This is a genomic window from Pantoea sp. FN0302 (assembly GCF_050113775.1).
Classification (GTDB): domain Bacteria; phylum Pseudomonadota; class Gammaproteobacteria; order Enterobacterales; family Enterobacteriaceae; genus Mixta; species Mixta alhagi.
The window spans coordinates 1,049,503-1,070,184 of sequence record NZ_JBNJSM010000001.1 but is presented as its reverse complement, the minus strand read 5'-3'; the positions used below and the strand labels follow the sequence as shown (position 1 = coordinate 1,070,184).

Sequence of the window (20,682 nt, the reverse complement as noted above, 5' to 3'; positions counted from 1 at the left end):
TTAATAAATAACATGTTTCTCCCTTTCACAGAACACTTAATAACCATGGATAAGGAAGCGCTATGAATCACAGGCTGGCTCGTCAGTTAACCGATCGCTTTTACCGCTATCTTGCTGTCAGCAGCCAGAGCAATAGCGCCGCACACATGTTGCCCAGCACGCCGGAACAGCATCAGATGGCGCGTCTGCTGGCGGCAGAGCTGGAGTCGCTTGGCCTGCAGCAGGTCATCATTGATGAGCATGCAACGGTAACCGCCGTAAAGCCCGGAAACCGGACCGGTGCGCCACGCATCGGCTTTATCACCCATATTGATACCGTTGATGTCGGTCTGTCGCCGCATATTCATCCGCAGACGCTGCGCTTTACCGGTGAGGATCTCTGTTTGAATGCGCAGCAGGATATCTGGCTACGCGTCAGCGAACATCCGGAAATCCTGCCCTACCGCGACCAGGAGATTATTTTCAGCGACGGCACCAGCGTACTGGGCGCAGACAATAAAGCGGCGGTGAGTGTGGTGATGACGCTGATGGAAAACCTTAACGGCGATCATGGTGACATCGTGGTGGCCTTTGTGCCGGATGAAGAGATAGGCCTGCGCGGCGCAAAAGCGCTGGATCTGGAAACGCGCTTTAACGTTGATTTCGCCTGGACTATTGACTGCTGTGAGCTGGGCGAAGTGGTTTATGAGAATTTTAACGGTGCGGCGGCGGAGATCCTGTTTACCGGCGTTCCGGCTCATCCGATGTCGGCAAAAGGGGTGCTGGTGAATCCGTTACTGATGGCACACGACTTTATCGCCCGTTTCGATCGCCAGCAGACGCCGGAGCATACCGCCGGTCGCGAAGGCTATATCTGGTTTAACGAAATCAACGCCAACGCCAGCGAGGCACGGCTAAAAGCCTCGATTCGTGATTTCGATTTAGCCGGCTTTAATCAGCGCAAACAACAGATCCACGACGTAGCGCAGCAGATTGCCGCACGTTATCCCACCGGCAAGGTTGCGGTGACGATCAACGACATTTACAGCAATATCAGCAATGCCATTGGCGACGATCGTCGTGCTATCGATCTGATTTTTACCGCACTGGCGGAGCTGGAGATTGAGCCGAAAGTGGTGCCGATGCGCGGCGGTACCGACGGCGCAGCCCTGTCGGCAAAAGGTTTGCTAACGCCTAACTTTTTTACCGGCGCGCATAACTTCCACTCGCGGTTTGAGTTCCTGCCGGTTCCCTCGTTTGTAAAATCTTATCTGGTAGCGGAAAAGCTCTGCTATCTGGCGGCCCGATAAACAAACGGTCACCCCCGAGTGACCGTTTCTGAGTTAGCCAAAGCGGGCGTTTTTCATCAGTTCGCTATGGTTTACTGACGCTGACGTTGATGCCGGGAAAATATTTCGCCGCCAGCTTTTGCAAGGTGCCATCCTGCTGCACTTTAACGATCGCCGCGTCCAGCTCGCTTTTCAGCTGACTGTCATCCTTACGCAGACCAAAACCGATGCCGGAGCCAAGGATTTTGTCATCCTCCACCGCCTTGCCGATAAAGGCGTATCCCTTGCCCTGCGGCTTATTCAGAAAGCCAGACTGGCCGGCCGCCGACATCACCAGTGTACCGTCCAGCCGTCCGGCCAGCATATCGTTGTACACCTGATTTTGATCCTGATAGGAGGTTACCGTGACACCGTGCGGCTCCCAGTGCTGCTTAGCGTAGGTTTCCTGAATCGATCCCTGTAGCACACCGATATTTTTGCCTTTCAGCCCGCCGGCGTTGGGCTGTAGCCCGGCATCCGCCTTGCCGACCAGCATGCTGGGAATGCGGTAAATGGGCTGGGTAAAGGCGATGCTTTTCATCCGCGCCTCGGTGATATTCATCGCTGAATTAATCGCGTCGAACTTTTTTGCCGTCAGCCCAGGAATCAGCGCATCGAAACTGCTCTCTACCCAGCTGCAGGCGAAATTTCCCGCCAGGCAAATCGCATTGCCCAGTTCAATATCAAACCCTTCCAGCTCGCCTTGCGCGTTGCGGCTCTCGAACGGCGGATACTGTGATTCCACCCCGTAGCGCAGCGTTTGCTGTGCCGTGGCCTGCGTCGCTGCAAACAGGCCGAGCGCCAGCCAGAGAAAAGAGCGTTTTTTCATGATTTTCCTCGCAGTGATTAGCGCGCCTTTAACAAACAGAGCGCCTGCGCGCCCGCCTGCAATGTTGCCTCGTCTTTGGCAAACGAGAGCCGAATTAACCGGTTATCCGTTCCGTCGGTATAAAACGCAGAGAGCGGAATGGTAGCCACGCCGTGCTCGATAATCAGCCGTTTCACCATCTCGCTGTCGCTTTCGTCGCTAAAGTGCCGATAGCTTGCCAGCATGAAAAACGAACCGGCGGTGGGCAGCAGCTCGAAAGGCGACTCCTGCAGCATCAACGCCAGCAGATCGCGTTTCTGCTGCCAGAATCCTGCCAGCGATTGATAGTGAGCTGGCTCACGCAGCCAGTCGGCGAAAGCAACCTGCATGGGCGTGTCCGCGGCATACATCAGAAACTGATGCACCTTCACCACTTCATTCATCAACTCAGCAGGTGCCAGGCAGTAGCCGACGCGCCAGCCGGTTACGTGAAAAGTTTTGCCAAACGAGGAAACGATAACGCTGCGCTGCGCCAGTTCAGGATGGGTAGCCATACCATGATGACGGCGTCCGTCGAACAGAATATGCTCATACACCTCATCAGAAAGCACAATGATGTCACTGTTGCGCGTCAGCGCAGCGAGCTGTGCCAGATCTTCGGCGCTCAGCACCTGCCCTGAGGGATTATGCGGCGTATTGATAATGATCATGCGGGTACGCGGCGTAATGGTCGCGCGCACTTCATTCCAGTCAATGGCAAACTGCGGCACCTTCAGTTTTATCGCAATCGGCGTGGCACCCTGCAACCGGACCACCGGCGCATAGCTGTCAAAGGCGGGTTCAAAAAAGATCACCTCATCGCCGGCATGAACCAGCCCGGAAATCGCCGCATAGAGCCCTTCGCTGGCGCTGGCGGTGATCAGCACCTCGCTGGCAACATCATAGTGCTGGTCGTACAGCGTGCTTACCTTTTCCGCCAGTGCCTCTTTTAATGGGAGATAGCCGGTCATCGGCGCATATTGATTATGCCCGGCGCGCATCGCCCGATCGACGCTGGCGATCAGCGCCTCATCACAGGGAAAATTAGGTGCGCCCTGCGCCAGATTGATGGCGCCATACTGCGAGGAAAGCTGTCCGATGACGCTGAAAATAGTGGTGCCGACATCCGGCAATTTTGAGCGATGCGTTACGGTTGAAGATAAAGCCATCCTGCTCCCCAGTGGGTGAATAAATATACATAATAATTATATAAGCATTCAAACCGAGCCTGGTTGTGACGGCAAGCGAATTGTTGTCATAATAGCTATGCACAAAATTCATAGCTCAGGATCGCCCTATGGTTCATCAACCGCTGCCGCTGAATGCCGTTCATGCTTTTCTGATCACCGCGCGCCACCTTAATTTGACCCGCGCCGCCGATGAGCTCTGTCTGACGCAAGGGGCCGTAAGCCGTAAAATCGCGGCGCTGGAGAAGTGGCTGGGCTTTGCCCTGTTCGATCGTCACGCACGGGGTCTGCGTTTGACAACGCGTGGCGCGGCGCTGCTGCCGCAGCTTCAGCAGGGTTATGAGCTGATGCAGAGCGCAACTGAACAGGCCCGGCAGCAGCCTGATAATGCCCTGCGCCTGCGTGCGCCCAGCTGCGTGATGCGCTGGCTGCTGCCAAGACTGGTACAGCTGGAGCAGCAGCATCCCGATCTGCATGTGAAGCTGACCACCACCCTGGCGCATAAAGATCAACTGGAAAATTTTGATGCGGCGATTGTCTACGGCACCGCGCCGACGGGCAGCCATCTGCTGTTTGAGGAGCGGCTGACGCCGGTTATGGCCGCAGCGCTGCTGGACAACCGTCCACTGACCGTCGCCGATCTCGCTGGCTTTACTTTTTTACATCCCAACAATGACGAACGGGACTGGCAGCTGTGGCTGCAGGCGCAGGAAGTGAAGCTGCCGATGCGGCGCAATCAGCATTTCGCCACCATGGATTTGGCGATTGGGGCGGCAATGCAGGGATTTGGCGTTACCGTTGCGGATATTACGCTGGTGAAAAGCGATCTGGCGGCTCAGAGACTGATTGCCCCTTTTACCTCTGCGGTCAGAACCGGGGCGACCTACAGCTTAATCAGCCGGGAGGGAAAAGAAACGCCACCGCATCTTACAACGCTGGTGGCGTGGCTCTGTCAACCCACTGACCAAAGCGCGCCCTGAGTGCGGGCGCGCGCAGGATTAGAAGGAGACCCACTCATCCGCCGAGCTGGCGGCGGTTGGGGTTTTCTGGCGTGCGGAGGCCGTGGTCAAAACCGGCGTCTTTACCGACTCTGGCTGCTGCTGCCGATCGTCTGCTGACAAACGGAAGCGGGCTACCGAGCGCTGTAGATCTTCGGTTTGACGCTCCAGCGCGGTGGCGGCGGTGGACACCTCTTCCACCAGCGAGGCGTTTTGCTGCGTTACGCTGTCCATCTCTGCAACGGCGGTGCCAACCTGTTCAATGCCTTTGCTCTGCTCTTCTGACGCGGCGGCAATTTGCTTCATGATTTCAGTGACATCGCCAACCGATTTCACAATGGCGCTCATGGTGCTGCCCGCTTCGTTAACCAGTTTCGAGCCGCTATCTACCCGCGCCACGGAGTCGCTAATCAGCGACTCAATCTCTTTCGCTGCGCCGGCGCTGCGCTGTGCCAGATTACGTACTTCACTGGCCACAACCGCAAAGCCGCGGCCCTGCTCGCCCGCACGTGCGGCTTCCACCGCCGCGTTCAGCGCCAGGATATTGGTCTGGAAAGCGATACTGTTGATCACGCTGGTGATCTCTGCAATTTTTTTCGAGCTGTCAGAAATACCGGACATGGTCTGCACTACATCATTAACCAGTTTGCCGCCCTGTCCTGCCGTCAACGAGGCACTGTCCGCCAAATCGCTGGCCTGGCGCGCGTTATCCGCGTTCAGCTTCACGGTAGCGGTAAGCTGCTCCATGCTGGCTGCGGTCTGCTCCAGCGCTGCTGCCTGCTGTTCGGTGCGCGAAGAGAGATCATTATTTCCCATGGAAATTTCTGCCGCGCCACGATAGATATTTTCCGTACCGCTACGAATGGCGCTGACTGCTTCACGCAGACTATCCTGCATGGCGCGCAGCAGCGGTACCAGTTTCCCGACGCAGTTACGGCCTAAATCATGAATCGGCTGGCTTAAATCACCCTCAGCAATTTTACTGAAATGTCCACGCAGCAGTTCCAGCGGACGTACCAGCATTGTCACCAGATAGCGATCGGTAAACAGCAAAATCAGCAGACCGCAGATAACCGCCGCAATAATAGTGATCCGGGTAATAATGGTGATGCGGTCAACGGTAACGCGGGTTTGATCGAGCATCAGGCCCGCTGCGGCGTTATATTTTTCCGCAACTGCACCAAACTCGCGGCTGAAGGTCGGCGTTACGCTGTTCGCATGACGGCGATAATCTTCTACTGAGGCCTGCTGCGCCAGTTGCATCTGGGGTCTGACGCCCTGTTCCAGCAACTGCGTCCATTTTTCTTCTACCGCCGTTGAAATCGCGGCATCCATCGGTCCTGGGGCTGCGGCTTTAAACTGCGCCAGCTGCTCTTCCATACCGTCAAGCGCTTTCTGTACGTTGGCAAACGCTGCCGCATCCGGCGTACCGCCAGTGGCGCGCACTTCCATCACCCGCGATAAACGCGTAACAAAACGAAAATATTGATCGTTACCTTTGCTCAGGATAGTCATTTGCGACACCAGCTGCCGGTCGACGCTGTTGCCTTCGCTCAGGGCGTTTAACGAATGGACGCTGTACATGCCAACCGCAGACCAGAGCAAACAAAACAGGCCCAGGATTGAAAGCATAACGGCGCGTATGGTGAAGTTTTTTAATAGCTGCATAGCTGCCTCAGTTCGGTCATAACCGTAGAATATTCCGCCAACTCTGGCGGGCTTATCGAGGGTTATCGGCAGCAGCGGCGGAAATTATACTGTTTTATAACATCCGCCCTGCCTGATTTTTTGAGGCCGCACTAAAAAGAAACCGTTTAACTTTTTGATATTTATAGAAAAAATAAGTTTTATGTTACCGGAAACGCACAAAATTTTGTCACTTAAAGTGACGATTTTGTTAAGTAATTAGCGCAGTTTGACCATCGCACGCATCAGCAAACGCAACAGGCGCAGGCGTACACGCATAAAACGGTGCTGCGGGATGACCGCCGCCTCGCCTTTAACGCCAAAACGCAAGGTAACGTCTTCGCCAGGGCGCCAGGCTGGCCAGCTGATTTCACCCGTAAGCTGATGCGAAAATTCCGTCGCGTCATGCGCAAAACGCAGCCAGTATTCGCTGATTCGCCGGGCAAACTGACGATCCCCTGCGGTAAAGGGACGATCCGCCATCTGTGGGTTCTCGGCACGCATTGTTTCCATCACGTAAGGGATTTCGTTTCCATGCCAGCTGCCATAGCGGCAGAGGTCGCGCGCGTTTTCCGAAACATAGTCAAAATAATAGCGCCAGCCCGGCACGCCGCGTCGATGCTGTGCCTGCACTGCCAGCCAGGTAATGGTGCCAAAAGCCATATCACGCGCAACTTTACGTCCAAGACGATGATCGTCATGTTCGTCATAAAGCGATTTAATCAGCTTCAGCAATAGCGGACGTCGCTGACGTAAACGGGTAATGGTGCTGGTGGGATCCATACCGAAATACTCCAGCACGCTGGCCTCATCACTGTTGTAACCGATCATCAGGGGATAACGGTGCTGGCGGGCAGCGGCAAACACCTCTACCATCGGTTTCGGCAGTACCCGGTCGCCAGCAATCGCTACCGGCCCGTTGCCCAGATGCGCCGGCAGCGAACAAAAACTGTCGGCAGGCAAGGCGCGCAACGCTTCCGCGCTGGCGTTTTTCAGGCCGAGATGATGCGCCACCGCCACGCCATTGGTCAGCGCCTCATCACGCTTTTTATCTGGCAGACTGTAGGCGCTCTGCACAATACCTTTGTGAAATAGCCCTGCCGCCAGCGGTGAAGCAAACAGCGACAGTACGCTGCGTCCGCCTGAGGATTCGCCAAAAATGGTAACGTTGCGTCGATCGCCGCCAAAGGAGGCAATATTACGCTGTACCCACTGCAGCGCTGCAATTTGATCGAGCAGTGCGAAGTTATTGATCGCTTCGCCAGGCGGGAACTCAGCATCCAGCGCCGGATGAGCAAAAAAGCCCAGATGCCCAAGACGATAATTGAGCGTTACCACTACCACGCCACGCGCCGCTAATGCTTTACCGTTATAAGGTGCCAGGCTGCCCGCGCCGATAGTAAAGCCGCCGCCGTGGATCCAGACCATAACCGGCAGTGGACGCGACGGCTGGATCTCCGGCGACCAGACGTTGAGATAAAGGCAATCTTCGCTGAGGTTGCCGGGATCGCCGCCGCCCGCCAGCACGCAATATTCACGCTGCTGCCAGCTGGCATTGCCCCACTGTGTGGCGTCACGCACCTCTTTCCACGGGGTGACTGGCCTGGGGGCACGCCAGCGCAGTGCGCCTGTCGGCGGAGCCGCATAGGGAATGCCCTTGAAAACAAAAATGCCTTCATCAATTGCGCCGCGTAATGCACCTTCTGCCGTGTGTATCCTTAAAGATTCATTCTTCATTATTTTTTCCAATGTGAAGCTCCGGCTTATTATTCGCAGACACGGTTTTAATGTCTATGCTGACGGCAATTTTGCAGATTATGCCGAGGCGAAATCAGCCTGATGAACAGCATTTCGGATAAACAGCGGGTTTAAGTAGCACAAAGGAACAGACAGAAGCGATAAAAACAGGAAATGCTGAGGGGCGTATCCAGCCTGAAACGCGGGCTGAATACGCCTGAATGATAAGGATCGTGATACTGTTCGCGCTGGCTATCAATGCCCGCCTGCACGAAATATTAGCGATTCAGCTTAATCCGCAGCGTTGCAGGCTTGCTGTCTGTCGCGCCTCATACAGCGTCATCTCATCGATAACGGCACCGCCTAACGCCTCTTCAAAACTGGCGCGGCTGGCGGCGGCTGAAAAAGATTCCTGCGCCTGTTCGCCCAGATTGGACTGGAAGATACCGGCGGCGCTGACGGGTAAGAAATCTTCGTAAATCTGCGGATCGGCCACCAGCAGCCCCTGGTCAATCAGCGCTTCTTTATCCGCATCGGGCGGAAATCCCTGCTGTCGGCCCTTTTCCGTTAGCCTGTACTCAAACCAGGCGAGTTGTTGCTGACGCAACAGCCGTTCGTTATCGGGAAAATCCTGAAAGATGTCGGCAAGATGCTGCTGATGCTGCTGGTTATCGCTGCCGCTGCCCGCCTGCGACAACAGGCTATCGTAACGCTGCCGTCCTGCGGGCGTCAGCGCCACGCCACGCTGTTCGATCTCACCAAAGCGCGCCGTGTGGCTGCCCTCGCCGCCATCACAAAACGTTACCGGCTCTTCCAGCGCTTTGAAACTGGTCTGGCGCAATAAAATGGGTACCTGGCGGCGCGGCGGCCCTTCAATGATCGCCTTGGGTACTATCCCCCGCTCTGGCATCAAGGCCTGAGCCCGATCGATATCCAGCGTGCGCGGCGTAAGGTGATTGATATGACATCCCGGAAAACTGACCACGTCGGCTATCAGACGGTGCTGCTGATGCAGCGCGTAATAAGTCGCACGGTCAACGGTGGTTTGTCGATGCCAGCGGAAGGTTTCAAGCGCCTCGCGCACAAACTCAGCGGCTGTCTGCTCATCGAAACCGCCCTGCTGCTGATGCTGCTCTATCAACGCCAGGCAGCGCGGCGTAAAAATCTCACGGGCCGCCAGTATCGACTGCGCCTTTTGCCGTAACGCCGCGTCCTCAATCAGCTCCAGCCGCAGCAAAGAGGTGAACAGCCGAAACGGGTTGCGACGCAGCGCGTCCGCGTCTACCGGACGAAAGGCCGTTGAGTGAACCGGCACGCCCGCCGGAGCCAGATCGTAATAACCCACCGGATGCATGCCCATAATGGCAAACAGCTGGCGCAGCGTATTCAACTCTTGCGCACTGCCGACCCGAATCGCGCCGTGACGCTCCACGCTCAAACGCGACAGCTCATCCGCCGCGGTAAGCCGCTCCGCCAGAGCGCTGTCCTGCGCCAGTACCTGCTGATTGACCTCCGCCACCAGCGTTAATAAGGTGCCATACTGCGGAACCTCCTGCTGATACATGGCGGACATCGCCTGAGAAAAACGTTCCCGCAGCGCATACGCGCTAACAAACTTTTGCATAACTCCGCCTTATTTTGCGTTTCTCTGTTGCCACTGTAGAGCAAGCAAAAAAGGGGCGGAAAAAAGTTGTTAAATTTGTGATCGCGACGGTGAAAGCGGCGCAACGCTGGCTGTCACGCCCTCTTTACAAGCGTGGCCGCATTAGCCCCAGCGCTGTTTCGCCAGCAGCATCAGCGTAGTAAACACCGCAGGCAACGCCAGCAGCATGAAAATTTGGCTAAACGACCAGCCCAGCGCCAACATTTGTGCGCCGGCGAAGGCGCTCAGGATAGCGCCGATGCGCCCGATACCGTGCATCCAGCTGGAGCCGGTAGCGCGCGCCGCCGTGGGATAGTAGCTGGCGGCCAACGCATTCATCCCGGTATTAGCGCCGTTGAAACAGAAGCCGCAGCAAAAAGCGATCCCCGCCATTAACAGCGGCTGGGCGGGTACGCAACCCAGTAAAATCGTTGTCAGCGCGCCACCAAAATAGATAGCCGCCAGCGCCAGGTTGGCGTTAACCCGATCCATTAACCAGCCAGCGAACAGCGATCCCACGGTGCCTCCTGCCTGATACATTGCGGTAATCAGCGCGGCGGCGGTCACGCTTAAACCCAGATCGCCTATTAGCGCAGGCATCCAGCTACCAATCAGGTAAACCAGAAACAGGCCCATAAAGTAGCCGCCCCACAGCATCAGGCTACCGAAACGGTATTGCCCGGAAAGCACAGTACGGATACTGCCCGCTCCCGGAACCCGTGCGGGATACAGGAAAGTGCTGTATGGCGTGGTACTGCCCGGCCACATCTTTTCGACGATTGCGCGGATGCGCCAGTGCGGTGCCTGATGCGCCAGCAGGAAACGTACCGATTCAGGCAGGTAACGCAGCAGCAGCGGCAGCAGCAACAGGGGTAAAATCCCTCCCAGCAGCAGTACCGCTTGCCAGCCGAAAGCCGGGATAAGCCAGGAGGCGGCAAAACCGCCGCTGGCCGCGCCGAAAGTGAAACCGCAAAACACAACGGTAATTAAAAATGCCCGCTGTCGCTCAGGCGCATACTCAGATACCAGCGTGCCCACGTTGGGCATCGCAGCCCCCAGCCCTAATCCGGTCAGCAGACGGAATAACATCATCTGCTCGATGTTTTGCGCCAGCGCCGTCGCCAGCGTCCAGAGGCCAAAAAAGAAAACGCTGCAGATAATGATCCAGCGTCGTCCGTAACGATCGGCCAGCGGACCGGCAAACATCGCGCCCAGCGCCAGTCCAACCAGGGCGGCACCGATCGCCATACCGAGCTGGTGACTGGAAATGTGCCAGGCGCTGCGCAAAGCGGGCGCAATAAAGCCCATCAATGCAATGTCCATTCCATCCAGCGCAACGATAATAAAACAGAGGGCAATAATCCGTCGCTGAAATGCACTTAAGGCGTGCTGGTTAATTTGTTGACGAACATCAATGGCCTGTGTGCTGTCCAGAACTCTACTCCCTGTGGCTGGTTAACGGATAAAGCGCCCGCGCAAAATAAAACGCCTTATCATAGCGAAACGCTGCGCTCTGCGGCTATGACTTTGCGCCTGCCTGAAATTTTCTCAACCAGCTTGTTTTGCCCGTGGCCGCTGCGGTTAACCATGCAGAAAAGTTATGGTGGCGTGCGAAAAGATTACCTTCGGGGCATTAAAAGCAGACGTTTTTCTGAACAAAGCACGATAATGTTAAATATAATTTGCAATAAAGTTAACAGAATTACAGCTTATTGCTTGCGTTCATTCTGCAGGTCTCTCTACTCTTTCTCTATGGACAAAAACTATCTGTTTAATCAGCGCATTCGTCTGCGTCATTTACATACGTTCGTGGCGGTTGCACAGCAAGGTACGCTGGGCCGCGCGGCGGAAACGCTCAGCCTGAGCCAGCCCGCGCTTTCTAAAACCCTTAACGAACTGGAAGAGCTGACCGGAGTACGCCTGTTTGAACGCGGGCGGCTTGGCGCGCAGCTTACTACCATCGGCGAACAGTTTTTAACGCACGCCATCAAGGTCCTTGATGCGCTTAACCATGCCGGACAGTCCTTCGCTAATCCCGTCAGCGACAGACCGGTGGTGATCCGCCTTGGGGCGCTGACTACAGCAGCGATGGGCATGCTGCCGCAAATTCTCGACCGTTTTCATCAGCAGCAGCCGCAGGCCACGGTGCAGGTTGCTACACTGCACAACAATGTGCTGCTGGCGGGATTGAAAGCGGGTGAGTTTGATATCGGCATTGGCCGCATGGCGGATGCCGATATGATGGCCGGGCTCTCTTATGAACTGCTGTTTCTGGAGTCCTTACGGCTGGTGGTCAGGCCCGAACACCCGCTTTTAAGTGACAACGTCACGCTTTCCCGGGCGCTACAGTGGCCGGTGGTGATTTCACCGGAAGGCACCGCGCCGCGTCGTATTGCTCAGGCCATGATGGATGAACAGGGCTGCCAGCTGCCCGCCAGCTGTGTGGAAACCTCTTCTACCTCGCTGGCGCGCCAGCTTGCACTGCGTTATGACTATGTATGGTTTGTGCCGTCGGGCGCGATAAAAGAAGATTTATCACACAGTTCGCTGGTGGCATTGCCTGTCGCCTCGCACGGACCCGGCGAGCCGGTAGGCATTATCACCCGTTCCGGCAACCCGCTCTCTCTTAGCGCCGAGATCCTGCTGGCGACCATTCGTAAATGTCATTCAGGATAACAGCGGCAGCATGAGTGCAGGCGGACAAAGGTATTAACATCTGGTCAACGCCAGCCGCAGAGGTTATCGGCTGCGTTTTGCGTGCCGTTCGCGGTTATCCAGCCGCGCCTGTTCTGTTTTACGCATCCCAACATATATTGCGCCGCTGCCGCCATGCTGTGGCTGGGCGATACAGTACGCCTGCACATCGTCAAACTGCCGCAGCCAGCGCGCCAGATAGCTGCGCACAATATTAGCGTGAGATTCATCCTGCCTGCCTTTGCCGTGCACAATCAACAGATTGCGCAGGTTATCCTTTCGCGCTTCCATGATAAAGGCAAAGAGCGCCTGTCGGCAGGACTCTACGGGTTGACGCAACAGATTAAGGCTGGCGTCGGGCTTGTATTTACCCAAACGCAGCTTATCAAGCACGCCCTGCTGGATGCCTTCGGCTTTATATTCCAGTGGCTCGTTCAGCGGAACAATATCGAGGTAGCCTCGGGTAAGGAAGTTCTCTACTTCCTCATTAACCGGCTGACGCGGCGCTTTTGGCGTCGGCGCTTTTAGCCAGTGTATATTAGCGCAATCTTTCAGCGGAGTGACATCTTCCATGGCGTCACGAAACAGATCTCTATCGTCAAGGTTCATGGGGCTTACCTCACGCCTGATATGTCGTGGCAATGCACGAAGAAGGAAATGACCGTGCGTCCCGGCAAGTTTAACCGATTGGCGAGGCGTTGCCAAAAGCCAAAGCTGCGCTTGAGCAGCGCGTTAACCAGTGTTGATTTATTAACCTTCCTGCCGATTATTTTTTGACAGGTTAGTTAAGTGTTAACAACAGGTTTCTGTTCGGCAACATTAAAAAAGTTGTTTTCCCTCATCAATTAACAAAATAACGCCTGAAATTTACCCTTATTATTACATTCAGGATATTAATCGATAACGTCCCTGCTTTTTATGCGGTTAAATGTGCGCTTATGCATTCCATTTCGCTCATGAAGAATGTTAAAATTGACCTCAGTCAATTATTGTCGAGGATGTATCATGATCCCGGAAAAACGAAGCATTCGTCGCATCCAGTCTGGTGGATGCGCAATTCATTGCCAGGACTGTAGCATCAGTCAACTGTGTATTCCCTTCACGCTGAATGAGCACGAACTGGACCAGCTGGACAATATTATCGAACGTAAAAAGCCGATTCAAAAAGGCCAGGCATTGTTCAAGGCCGGTGATGAACTGCGTTCGTTATATGCTATTCGCTCCGGAACCATTAAAAGCTACACCATTACCGAACAGGGCGATGAACAAATCACCGGTTTTCACCTGGCGGGCGACCTGGTGGGCTTCGATGCTATCGGCTCCGGGCATCACCCCAGCTTTGCTCAGGCGCTGGAAACCTCAATGGTCTGCGAAATTCCTTTTGAAACGCTGGATGACCTCTCCGGCAAAATGCCTGCCCTGCGCCAGCAGATGATGCGTCTGATGAGCGGCGAGATCAAAGGCGATCAGGATATGATCCTGCTGCTGTCCAAGAAAAATGCCGAAGAGCGTCTGGCTGCCTTTATCTGGAATCTGGCGCGCCGTTTTGGCCAGCGTGGCTTCTCACAGCGCGAGTTCCGTCTTACCATGACGCGTGGCGATATTGGTAACTATCTGGGCCTGACGGTAGAAACCATCAGTCGTCTGCTGGGTCGCTTCCAGAAAAGCGGTATGCTGGCGGTGAAAGGCAAATATATCACCATCGAAGACCATCCAATGCTGGCCGAGCTGGCTGGTCAAAGTCGCGGCGCTGCCTGATAAGTTAGCCGGATCACTAATTGTTATTTTATTGATCCGGCTACAACTTTTCCTCTTTTGCCTGACCCGCTAATGGGCTATCTTTAGCTGACACGCTCTGGTGTTTGGAGAAGCCGTTATGGTTAAGTATCAAAATATTCTGGTGGCGATAGATCCTGAACAGGACGATCAGCCTGCATTGCGGCGGGCTGTTTATCTCAACCAGCGTATCGGCGGAAAAATTAAGGCTTTTTTGCCCATCTATGATTTTTCCTACGAGATGACCACCCTTCTTTCACCCGATGAACGCGTCACCATGCGTCAGGGGGTGATTAGCCAGCGGACAGAATGGATTCGCGAGCAGGCACACGCTTATCTCGAAGCGGGCGTAAATATCGATATCAAAGTTGTGTGGCATAATCGTCCTTTTGAAGCGATTATTGAGGAAGTCCTCACCGGCCAGCATGATCTGGTGTTGAAAATGGCCCACCAGCACGATCGGCTGGAGTCAGTGATTTTTACCCCTACCGACTGGCATTTGTTACGCAAATGTCCCTGCCCGGTCTGGATGGTGAAAGATCAGCCCTGGCCAGAACAGGGTAAGGCGGTGGTTGCCGTTAACCTCGCCAGTGAAGAACCTCATCATGACGGTCTTAATCAAAAGCTGATTCGTGAAACCACAGAACTGGCCGCTATGGTTAACCATACTGAGGTGCATCTGGTAGGTGCCTACCCGGTTACGCCAATCAATATTGCCATCGAACTGCCTGATTTTGATCCCAGCGTCTATAACGATGCCATTCGCGGCCAGCATCTGGTGGCAATGAAAGCGCTACGGCAAAAGTTCTCTATTGATGAAAAGTTTACTCACGTAGCTAAAGGTTTGCCGGAGGAAGTGATTCCCGATTTGGCAGATCACCTTAACGCCGGCGTTGTGGTGTTAGGCACTATTGGGCGTACCGGGCTGTCGGCGGCATTTTTAGGTAACACCGCTGAACAGGTTATCGATCATTTACGTTGCGATTTGCTGGTGATTAAACCAGACAATTTTACCTCGCCGTTTGAGCTGGATGATGACGAGGATGATTAAAGCGCGCCGGTAATTACAGCGCAAACAAAAGCCGCTGTTGGCCCAATGCCAACAGCGGCTTTTACTTTTTAGGGGAAGCTGGCGAATCAGGATCGCGAGTAATGATCAGGTCCAGTCATTAGTCTCAGAAATGTTTACTGTCGCTGTACAGAGAGGGTAAAGTATTAATATAAATTAATAGCTTTTATCAGCTCGCTTCAGCTACTGGCCTTTTCACACAGATAAAAGAGGCCAGGGTAAATGTTATTGCTGCTTATAAACGTTGCAAAAAGGAAAGCAAAATGGCGCTGCCAGGATTCGCAAAAAGTACCCTCCCTGACTATAGCTTTACCCGTTTAACTCACAAAGGCATCTCTGATTTCGATTTTGCTGCTTTGGGCGCCGCTATGGATTGCACCCGCGATTTCAGCCTTGCAGGCATTATTTATGCGGAAGGCGAGCAACGTTATCTGGTGCGTCCTGGTAAACGTCACCCTAATGGACAAAGTGGGATAATAACGCATGTTATTGTAACCAAAATGCCTGAGAAAAGTACCACTCATAGCGTTGGCAAATCCCTGACCGCGGCGGTTTCCTCATCATCATTCTATATTAATGGCACCATTCAGTCGCTGGCGGTGCTGTAATGCAGTTGACACACTTTCTCTCGGGCCGATATTTCAGCGATTTGCTGCAGCATGGTCGTGAAGTGGACATAACGATCTCGCGTAAAGATGATAGCCTGCTACGGCACTCCACCATTGATATGGAACGCTGGTTCGCTAAGTCCAGCCATGAGATGCCAAAACAGAATGGCTTTCCTTTAGCTTTGGCGCTGCTGCTGTTTTTATTGGTTTTTGCGCTGGATATGTTAACTATGTTGGCAATGGTGCCATCGTTACCTTCTCCCCTGCACGCGCTGTTATTTTTCGCTCCCTCAATACTGTTTATATTGAGTAATCTCACCGTGACCTACCTTATCGCGCGTGGGAAAACAGCAGGCTTGCTCTGGTATAGCGGCGTTTATCATAGCCTTGCCCTGGTATCGTTACTGTTACTCTTCTGTGCTCTGGTTACTGGCGATATGCAGCATTGCCTGCTGATGGTAATTGCGCTGTGTTTATGGTTCGGATGCCGCTATTTGTTTAACAGCAGAGCATTTATTGCATTTGTTCTTTTTTGCCGGACTCAACGTATCGCTGCGCTGGCACGTGCTATGCGGCTGGCAAGAAATTGATGTTGAGTTAATTAGCCGAGCCTCCAGCGTCGATATACTGTGAGAGAAAATGTTCTCTGTGCAAGTTCGGGACTCGCAAACAAAAGCCGCTGTTGGCGTGACGTCAACAGCGGCTTTTTTGATTGCCTTACAGCGCTTTAAGGATCGCTTCTACGCTGACTTTGGCATCGCCAAACAGCATCTGCGTATTCTCTTTAAAGAACAGCGGATTCTGTACGCCCGCGTAGCCGGTGTTCATTGAGCGCTTAAACACCACTACGTTTTGCGCTTTCCAGACTTCCAGCACTGGCATACCGGCAATCGGACTGCGGGGATCTTCCTGTGCAGCCGGGTTCACGGTATCGTTCGCGCCAATCACCAGCACCGTATCGGTATTTGCGAAGTCATCATTGATTTCGTCCATCTCCAGTACCACGTCATACGGCACTTTTGCTTCTGCCAGCAGAACGTTCATATGCCCCGGCAGACGACCAGCAACAGGATGAATACCAAACCGCACATTGATACCGCGCGCACGCAGTTTCTCCGTGATCTCCGCTACCGGATACTGCGCCTGCGCTACCGCCATGCCATAGCCCGGCGTAATGATCACCGTGGAAGAGTTTTTCAACAGCTCAGCCGTATCCTGCGCGCTGATCTCACGATACTCGCCGCTTTCTTCGCCCTCACCTGACGCCGCGCTACTGTCGGTGCCGAAGCCGCCGGCGATGACGCTGATAAACGAACGGTTCATCGCCTTACACATAATGTAGGAGAGGATAGCGCCCGAAGAGCCCACCAGCGCGCCGGTGACAATCAGCAAATCGTTGCTCAGCATAAAACCTGCCGCCGCTGCCGCCCAGCCGGAATAGGAGTTCAGCATCGAAACCACCACCGGCATATCTGCGCCGCCGATCGAGGCGACCAGGTGCCAGCCAAAGGCCAGCGCAATTACCGTCATGATTAACAGCGCAAAGATTTGCAGCCCAACGCTGTCGGTGCGAACAAATATCCACAGCAGCAGGAAAGAAACCACCAGCGCCAGCAGATTAAGCTTGTGACGATGCGGCAGCATCAGCGGGCGCGACGAAATCTTTCCGCGCAGCTTGCCAAACGCCACCAGCGAACCGGTAAAGGTCACCGCGCCGATAAAGATGCCGAGGAAAATCTCCGTCAGGTGAATATTTTCCATCACCGGCTCCAGGCCGGGACCGTGATCGATATAGCTGTTCAACCCTACCAGCACCGCCGCCAGACCAACGAAGCTGTGCAGGATCGCCACCAGCTCCGGCATTTCGGTCATTTCGACCTTTTTCGCCAGATGAATACCGATAGCGCCCCCGATAACCATCGCCAATAAAATCCAGGCGATATTGCCGGTATCCGGGCCAAAGATAGTGGCAAAGAGCGCGATGCCCATGCCCGCCATGCCAAAAATGTTCCCCTGTTTCGAGGTTTCATGCTTCGAAAGCCCCGCCAGGCTACAAATAAACAGGATTGCGGCAACAATATATGCTGCAGTAACTAATCCGCCAGACATGTTGTTACCCCTTAATTTTTACGAAACATTTTCAGCATGCGCTGAGTTACGGTAAAACCGCCAAAGATGTTGATGCTGGCAATCAAAACGGCAATAAAGGACAGGAAAGTGACCCAGCCGCCGTGCCCCATTTGCAACAGCGCACCCACAACGATAATCCCGGAAATGGCGTTGGTTACTGACATTAAAGGGGTATGCAGCGAGTGGCTGACATTCCACACCACGTAATATCCCACCACACACGAGAGCGCAAAAACGGTAAAGTGTGAAAGGAAAGCCGCCGGAGCCACGTTAGCAAGACAGGCGAACAGCACAATCGCCAGCGCCAGCAGCAGATATTTACGCCACGGCGAGGCGGGTGTTGTCGGCACCGCCTGCGGCTCGGCTGCGGGTTGTGGCGCTTTCGGGGCGGCAGAAACCTGAATTGGCGGCGCAGGCCAGGTCACTTCGCCAGCGCGCACCGTGGTTACGCCACGGATCACCACATCGTCAAAGTTAATGTCGATTTCGCCGTTTTTCTCTTTGCACAGAAGCTTTAATAGATTGACCAGGTTAGTGCTGTAGAGCTGGGAAGACTGGGTGGGCAGACGGCTGGGCAAATCGGTATAGCCAATGATTTTTACGCCGTTGGCGGTGGTGGTAATGCTGTCCGCAACGGTGAGTTCACAGTTACCGCCGGTTTGCGCCGCCAGATCCACCACCACGCTGCCGGGCTTCATGGCGGCAACCATATCGCGAGTAATCAGGCGCGGTGCGGGTTTACCAGGAATAAGCGCCGTGGTGATAATGATATCCACCTCTTTGGCCTGGGCGGCGAACAGCGCCATTTCCGCCTCAATAAAGGCCTCTGACATCACTTTGGCATAGCCGTCGCCGCTGCCCGCTTCCTCTTTGAAATCAAGCTCAAGGAATTCGGCCCCCATGCTTTTGACCTGCTCTTTGACTTCAGGACGGGTATCAAAAGCACGTACAATAGCGCCCAGGCTACGAGCGGCACCAATAGCGGCCAGTCCCGCTACGCCTGCGCCGATGACCATAACTTTGGCTGGAGGCACCTTTCCTGCGGCAGTGATCTGGCCGGTAAAGAAGCGCCCAAACTCATGCGCCGCTTCCACCACTGCACGGTAACCGGCGATATTCGCCATGGAACTCAGCGCATCCAAAGATTGCGCACGGGAAATTCGCGGCACCGCATCCATCGCCATCACGTTGATGTTGCGCGCGGCCAGCTTTTCCATCAGCTGCGGATTCTGCGCGGGCCAGATAAAGCTTATCAGGGTGCTGCCCTCACGCAGCAGAGCGATCTCTTCGTCATCAGGTGCGTTAACTTTCAGCACAATATCGGCCTGCAAAGCCTGCTGGCGATCCACCAGCGTGGCACCTGCCTGCTGATAAGCGCTATCGGCAAAGCTTGCCGCAATGCCTGCCTGCTGTTCAATTGCCACGCTAAAACCCAGCTTCAATAGCTGTTCCACCGTTTTCGGCGTTGCAGCCACGCGGGCTTCATTTGGCAACCGCTCTTTGGGTACTCCAATTAACATAGTTTTCCCTTTCATCGGTTAGTGATGATATGGAAACGCAACGACAGCGCCGTTTTGCGTCCCGGACTTTGTATCAAAGTGTTTATAACCTACTGAATATATGTCGCGTAATCTACCCGCTACAGGCTGCGTTAAAAGTTTTCATGCAAAAATCCCTTGCCGCTGCGCTCATCCACTATATTTGCCATGTTACCTGCGCGTCATAAGCCATAATCTGCTGCAGAAGAGGCAATAAAAAAGCACATCGACCGCCACATTATTCTTATTTAACAACTAATTAACTAAATAAGTTGTATGATTAACCGCTTAAATCGATAACGGCGCCCTAATCCCGGGCAAATTGCGTTCATTGCAGGCGCACTTTTTAGTGATGAAATCTCAAAGCCTGAATGGCATAAATTGCCTGAGACAGCGACCATTATTACATGCAATAATCTCCAGCTAATCTGTTACACATCAAGAGTCCAGCACGTTTTCGTACTCAATTTTTGCGTAAGGCGAAGGATTATTTTTATGAAGCTGAAGAACACTCTTCTGTTGACTGCTCTGCTGTCATCAATGGCGCTGACCGCCCAGGCGGCGCAGGAGCTTTCACCAGAAAAAGCGGCCGCGTTGAAACCATTCGAACGAATTAATATTAGCGGTCGTTTTAATTCTATTGGTGATGCCAGCGAGGCGGTCTCCCGACGTGCGGATAGCAAGGGCGCAGCAGCCTTTTATATTCAGGGAATTAACGACGCAACGGGCAACGGCGGCAACTGGCGCGTTACGGCCGATCTCTATCACGCCGATGCCCCTGCCGCAGACAAAACACCAGACTATCGTTACTTTAGCGGCGTAAAAGAGCTGCCTAAAACGGAAGCTAATACGCTGGAGCCTTTCGATACCGTTTCCGTCAGCGGCTTCTATCATAGCCAGCCGGAAGTGAATGAAGCGATTGGCAAAGCAGCTAAAGAAAAAGGCGCCGCCTCTTTCTTTATTGTACGTCAGATTGACGCCAACAGCGGCGGCAACCAGTATGTCACCGCGTATGTCTATAAAGCCGATGCGCCAAAACGTCAGGTGCAAAGCCCGAATGCTATTCCACGTAACTCGGAAGCGGGTAAAGCGGCGCTGGCCGCTGGTGGCGCTGCGGCGAAACAGGTAGAGCTGCCCGGCGTAGCCTCGTCAGAAACGCCAAGCAACAAAGTTGGTCGTTTCTTCGAAACCCAGAGCTCTTCTGGTGAGCGTTATACTGTGCGCCTGCCGAACGGCACAGAGATTCAGGAAGTGAATGCGATTACTGCTGCGCAGATGCAGCCGTTTGATACTGTTACCTTTACTGGCCACTTCGGTACGCCAACGGAGATCTCTGAAGCGGTCGCCAAGCGTGCTGCAGAGAAAGGCGCCAAGTTCTATCACGTGACGCGTCAGTGGCAGAACCAGAGCGGCGGCAACCTGACCGTTACTGCCGATCTGTTTAAATAACCTTCTTCCCGGAG

Annotated in this window: 17 protein-coding genes; 8 read left to right on the top strand and 9 right to left on the bottom strand. The window is 54.2% G+C overall.

From position 1 onward, the window contains the following. Positions 1 to 62: 62 nt before the first annotated feature. Positions 63 to 1,289 (top strand): peptidase T, encoded by a 1,227-nt coding sequence (gene pepT, locus ACQE32_RS04940; protein WP_427021416.1) that lies wholly within the window; start codon positions 63 to 65, stop codon positions 1,287 to 1,289. Positions 1,290 to 1,353: 64 nt separating this feature from the next. Here pepT and ACQE32_RS04935 read toward each other — a convergent pair whose 3' ends face one another. Together ACQE32_RS04935 and ACQE32_RS04930 are read right to left on the bottom strand one after the other, a co-directional pair. After that, positions 1,354 to 2,136 carry a transporter substrate-binding domain-containing protein gene (locus tag ACQE32_RS04935; RefSeq protein ID WP_427021415.1) on the bottom strand — a complete coding sequence of 261 codons (783 nt, stop codon included), beginning with the start codon at positions 2,134 to 2,136 and terminating at the stop codon, positions 1,354 to 1,356. Between the two features lie 17 nt (positions 2,137 to 2,153). Next, positions 2,154 to 3,323 carry a methionine aminotransferase gene (locus ACQE32_RS04930; protein ID WP_426981726.1) on the bottom strand — a complete coding sequence of 390 codons (1,170 nt, stop codon included), beginning with the start codon at positions 3,321 to 3,323 and terminating at the stop codon, positions 2,154 to 2,156. 128 nt (positions 3,324 to 3,451) lie between these two features. On the opposite strand from ACQE32_RS04930, the gene ACQE32_RS04925 reads away from it, so the two are divergent. Continuing rightward, a complete protein-coding gene (locus tag ACQE32_RS04925) occupies positions 3,452 to 4,321 on the top strand; it encodes a LysR substrate-binding domain-containing protein (RefSeq protein WP_426972521.1) in 870 nt (289 codons plus the stop codon). An 18-nt stretch (positions 4,322 to 4,339) separates the two neighbouring features. Here ACQE32_RS04925 and ACQE32_RS04920 read toward each other — a convergent pair whose 3' ends face one another. The 4 genes from ACQE32_RS04920 to ACQE32_RS04905 form a co-directional block, all read right to left on the bottom strand. Next, the gene (locus ACQE32_RS04920; protein WP_426972519.1) at positions 4,340 to 6,007 is read right to left on the bottom strand and encodes a methyl-accepting chemotaxis protein; all 1,668 of its coding nucleotides are present in this window, start codon (positions 6,005 to 6,007) and stop codon (positions 4,340 to 4,342) included. A gap of 237 nt (positions 6,008 to 6,244) precedes the next feature. Further along, positions 6,245 to 7,762 (bottom strand): carboxylesterase/lipase family protein, encoded by a 1,518-nt coding sequence (locus ACQE32_RS04915; protein ID WP_427021414.1) that lies wholly within the window; start codon positions 7,760 to 7,762, stop codon positions 6,245 to 6,247. Between the two features lie 286 nt (positions 7,763 to 8,048). Then, on the bottom strand, positions 8,049 to 9,386 hold the full coding sequence (gene hglS / locus ACQE32_RS04910; RefSeq protein WP_427021413.1) for a 2-oxoadipate dioxygenase/decarboxylase HglS: 1,338 nt from the start codon (positions 9,384 to 9,386) through the stop codon (positions 8,049 to 8,051). Between the two features lie 141 nt (positions 9,387 to 9,527). Further along, positions 9,528 to 10,838: an MFS transporter gene (locus ACQE32_RS04905; protein WP_426981812.1), complete on the bottom strand. Its 1,311-nt coding sequence runs from the start codon at positions 10,836 to 10,838 to the stop codon at positions 9,528 to 9,530. A 318-nt stretch (positions 10,839 to 11,156) separates the two neighbouring features. Here ACQE32_RS04905 and ACQE32_RS04900 point away from each other — a divergent pair, with 318 nt between their 5' ends. Beyond that, a complete protein-coding gene (locus tag ACQE32_RS04900) occupies positions 11,157 to 12,080 on the top strand; it encodes a LysR substrate-binding domain-containing protein (RefSeq protein WP_426972514.1) in 924 nt (307 codons plus the stop codon). A 63-nt stretch (positions 12,081 to 12,143) separates the two neighbouring features. Here the strand turns inward: ACQE32_RS04900 and smrA are convergent, their stop codons facing one another. Beyond that, positions 12,144 to 12,707 (bottom strand): DNA endonuclease SmrA, encoded by a 564-nt coding sequence (gene smrA / locus ACQE32_RS04895; protein WP_426972513.1) that lies wholly within the window; start codon positions 12,705 to 12,707, stop codon positions 12,144 to 12,146. Positions 12,708 to 13,103: 396 nt separating this feature from the next. Between smrA and ACQE32_RS04890 the strand changes: the two genes are divergently transcribed. The 4 genes from ACQE32_RS04890 to ACQE32_RS04875 all read left to right on the top strand — a co-directional run bounded on the left by ACQE32_RS04890 (position 13,104) and on the right by ACQE32_RS04875 (position 16,141). Beyond that, positions 13,104 to 13,856: an FNR family transcription factor gene (locus tag ACQE32_RS04890; RefSeq protein ID WP_085071672.1), complete on the top strand. Its 753-nt coding sequence runs from the start codon at positions 13,104 to 13,106 to the stop codon at positions 13,854 to 13,856. A gap of 118 nt (positions 13,857 to 13,974) precedes the next feature. Continuing rightward, entirely contained in the window at positions 13,975 to 14,925 is a 951-nt protein-coding gene (gene uspE / locus ACQE32_RS04885; protein ID WP_426981729.1) for a universal stress protein UspE, read from the top strand. Positions 14,926 to 15,206: 281 nt separating this feature from the next. Next, positions 15,207 to 15,551, top strand: a complete 345-nt coding sequence (locus ACQE32_RS04880; RefSeq protein WP_426972511.1) for a hypothetical protein — start codon at positions 15,207 to 15,209, stop codon at positions 15,549 to 15,551. Then, positions 15,551 to 16,141 (top strand): hypothetical protein, encoded by a 591-nt coding sequence (locus tag ACQE32_RS04875; protein WP_427021412.1) that lies wholly within the window; start codon positions 15,551 to 15,553, stop codon positions 16,139 to 16,141. The genes ACQE32_RS04880 and ACQE32_RS04875 overlap by 1 nt, the downstream gene beginning before the upstream one ends. A 127-nt stretch (positions 16,142 to 16,268) precedes the next feature. Here the strand turns inward: ACQE32_RS04875 and pntB are convergent, their stop codons facing one another. Both pntB and pntA read right to left on the bottom strand, forming a co-directional pair. Beyond that, positions 16,269 to 17,660, bottom strand: coding sequence for a Re/Si-specific NAD(P)(+) transhydrogenase subunit beta (pntB, locus tag ACQE32_RS04870; protein WP_427021411.1), 1,392 nt, complete (start codon positions 17,658 to 17,660; stop codon positions 16,269 to 16,271). An 11-nt stretch (positions 17,661 to 17,671) separates the two neighbouring features. Further along, on the bottom strand, positions 17,672 to 19,201 hold the full coding sequence (gene pntA, locus ACQE32_RS04865) for a Re/Si-specific NAD(P)(+) transhydrogenase subunit alpha (RefSeq protein ID WP_426972505.1): 1,530 nt from the start codon (positions 19,199 to 19,201) through the stop codon (positions 17,672 to 17,674). Positions 19,202 to 19,714: 513 nt separating this feature from the next. Between pntA and ydgH the strand changes: the two genes are divergently transcribed. Beyond that, positions 19,715 to 20,668, top strand: coding sequence for a DUF1471 family protein YdgH (ydgH, locus tag ACQE32_RS04860; RefSeq protein WP_427021410.1), 954 nt, complete (start codon positions 19,715 to 19,717; stop codon positions 20,666 to 20,668). The last annotated feature ends 14 nt before the right edge of the window (positions 20,669 to 20,682 follow it).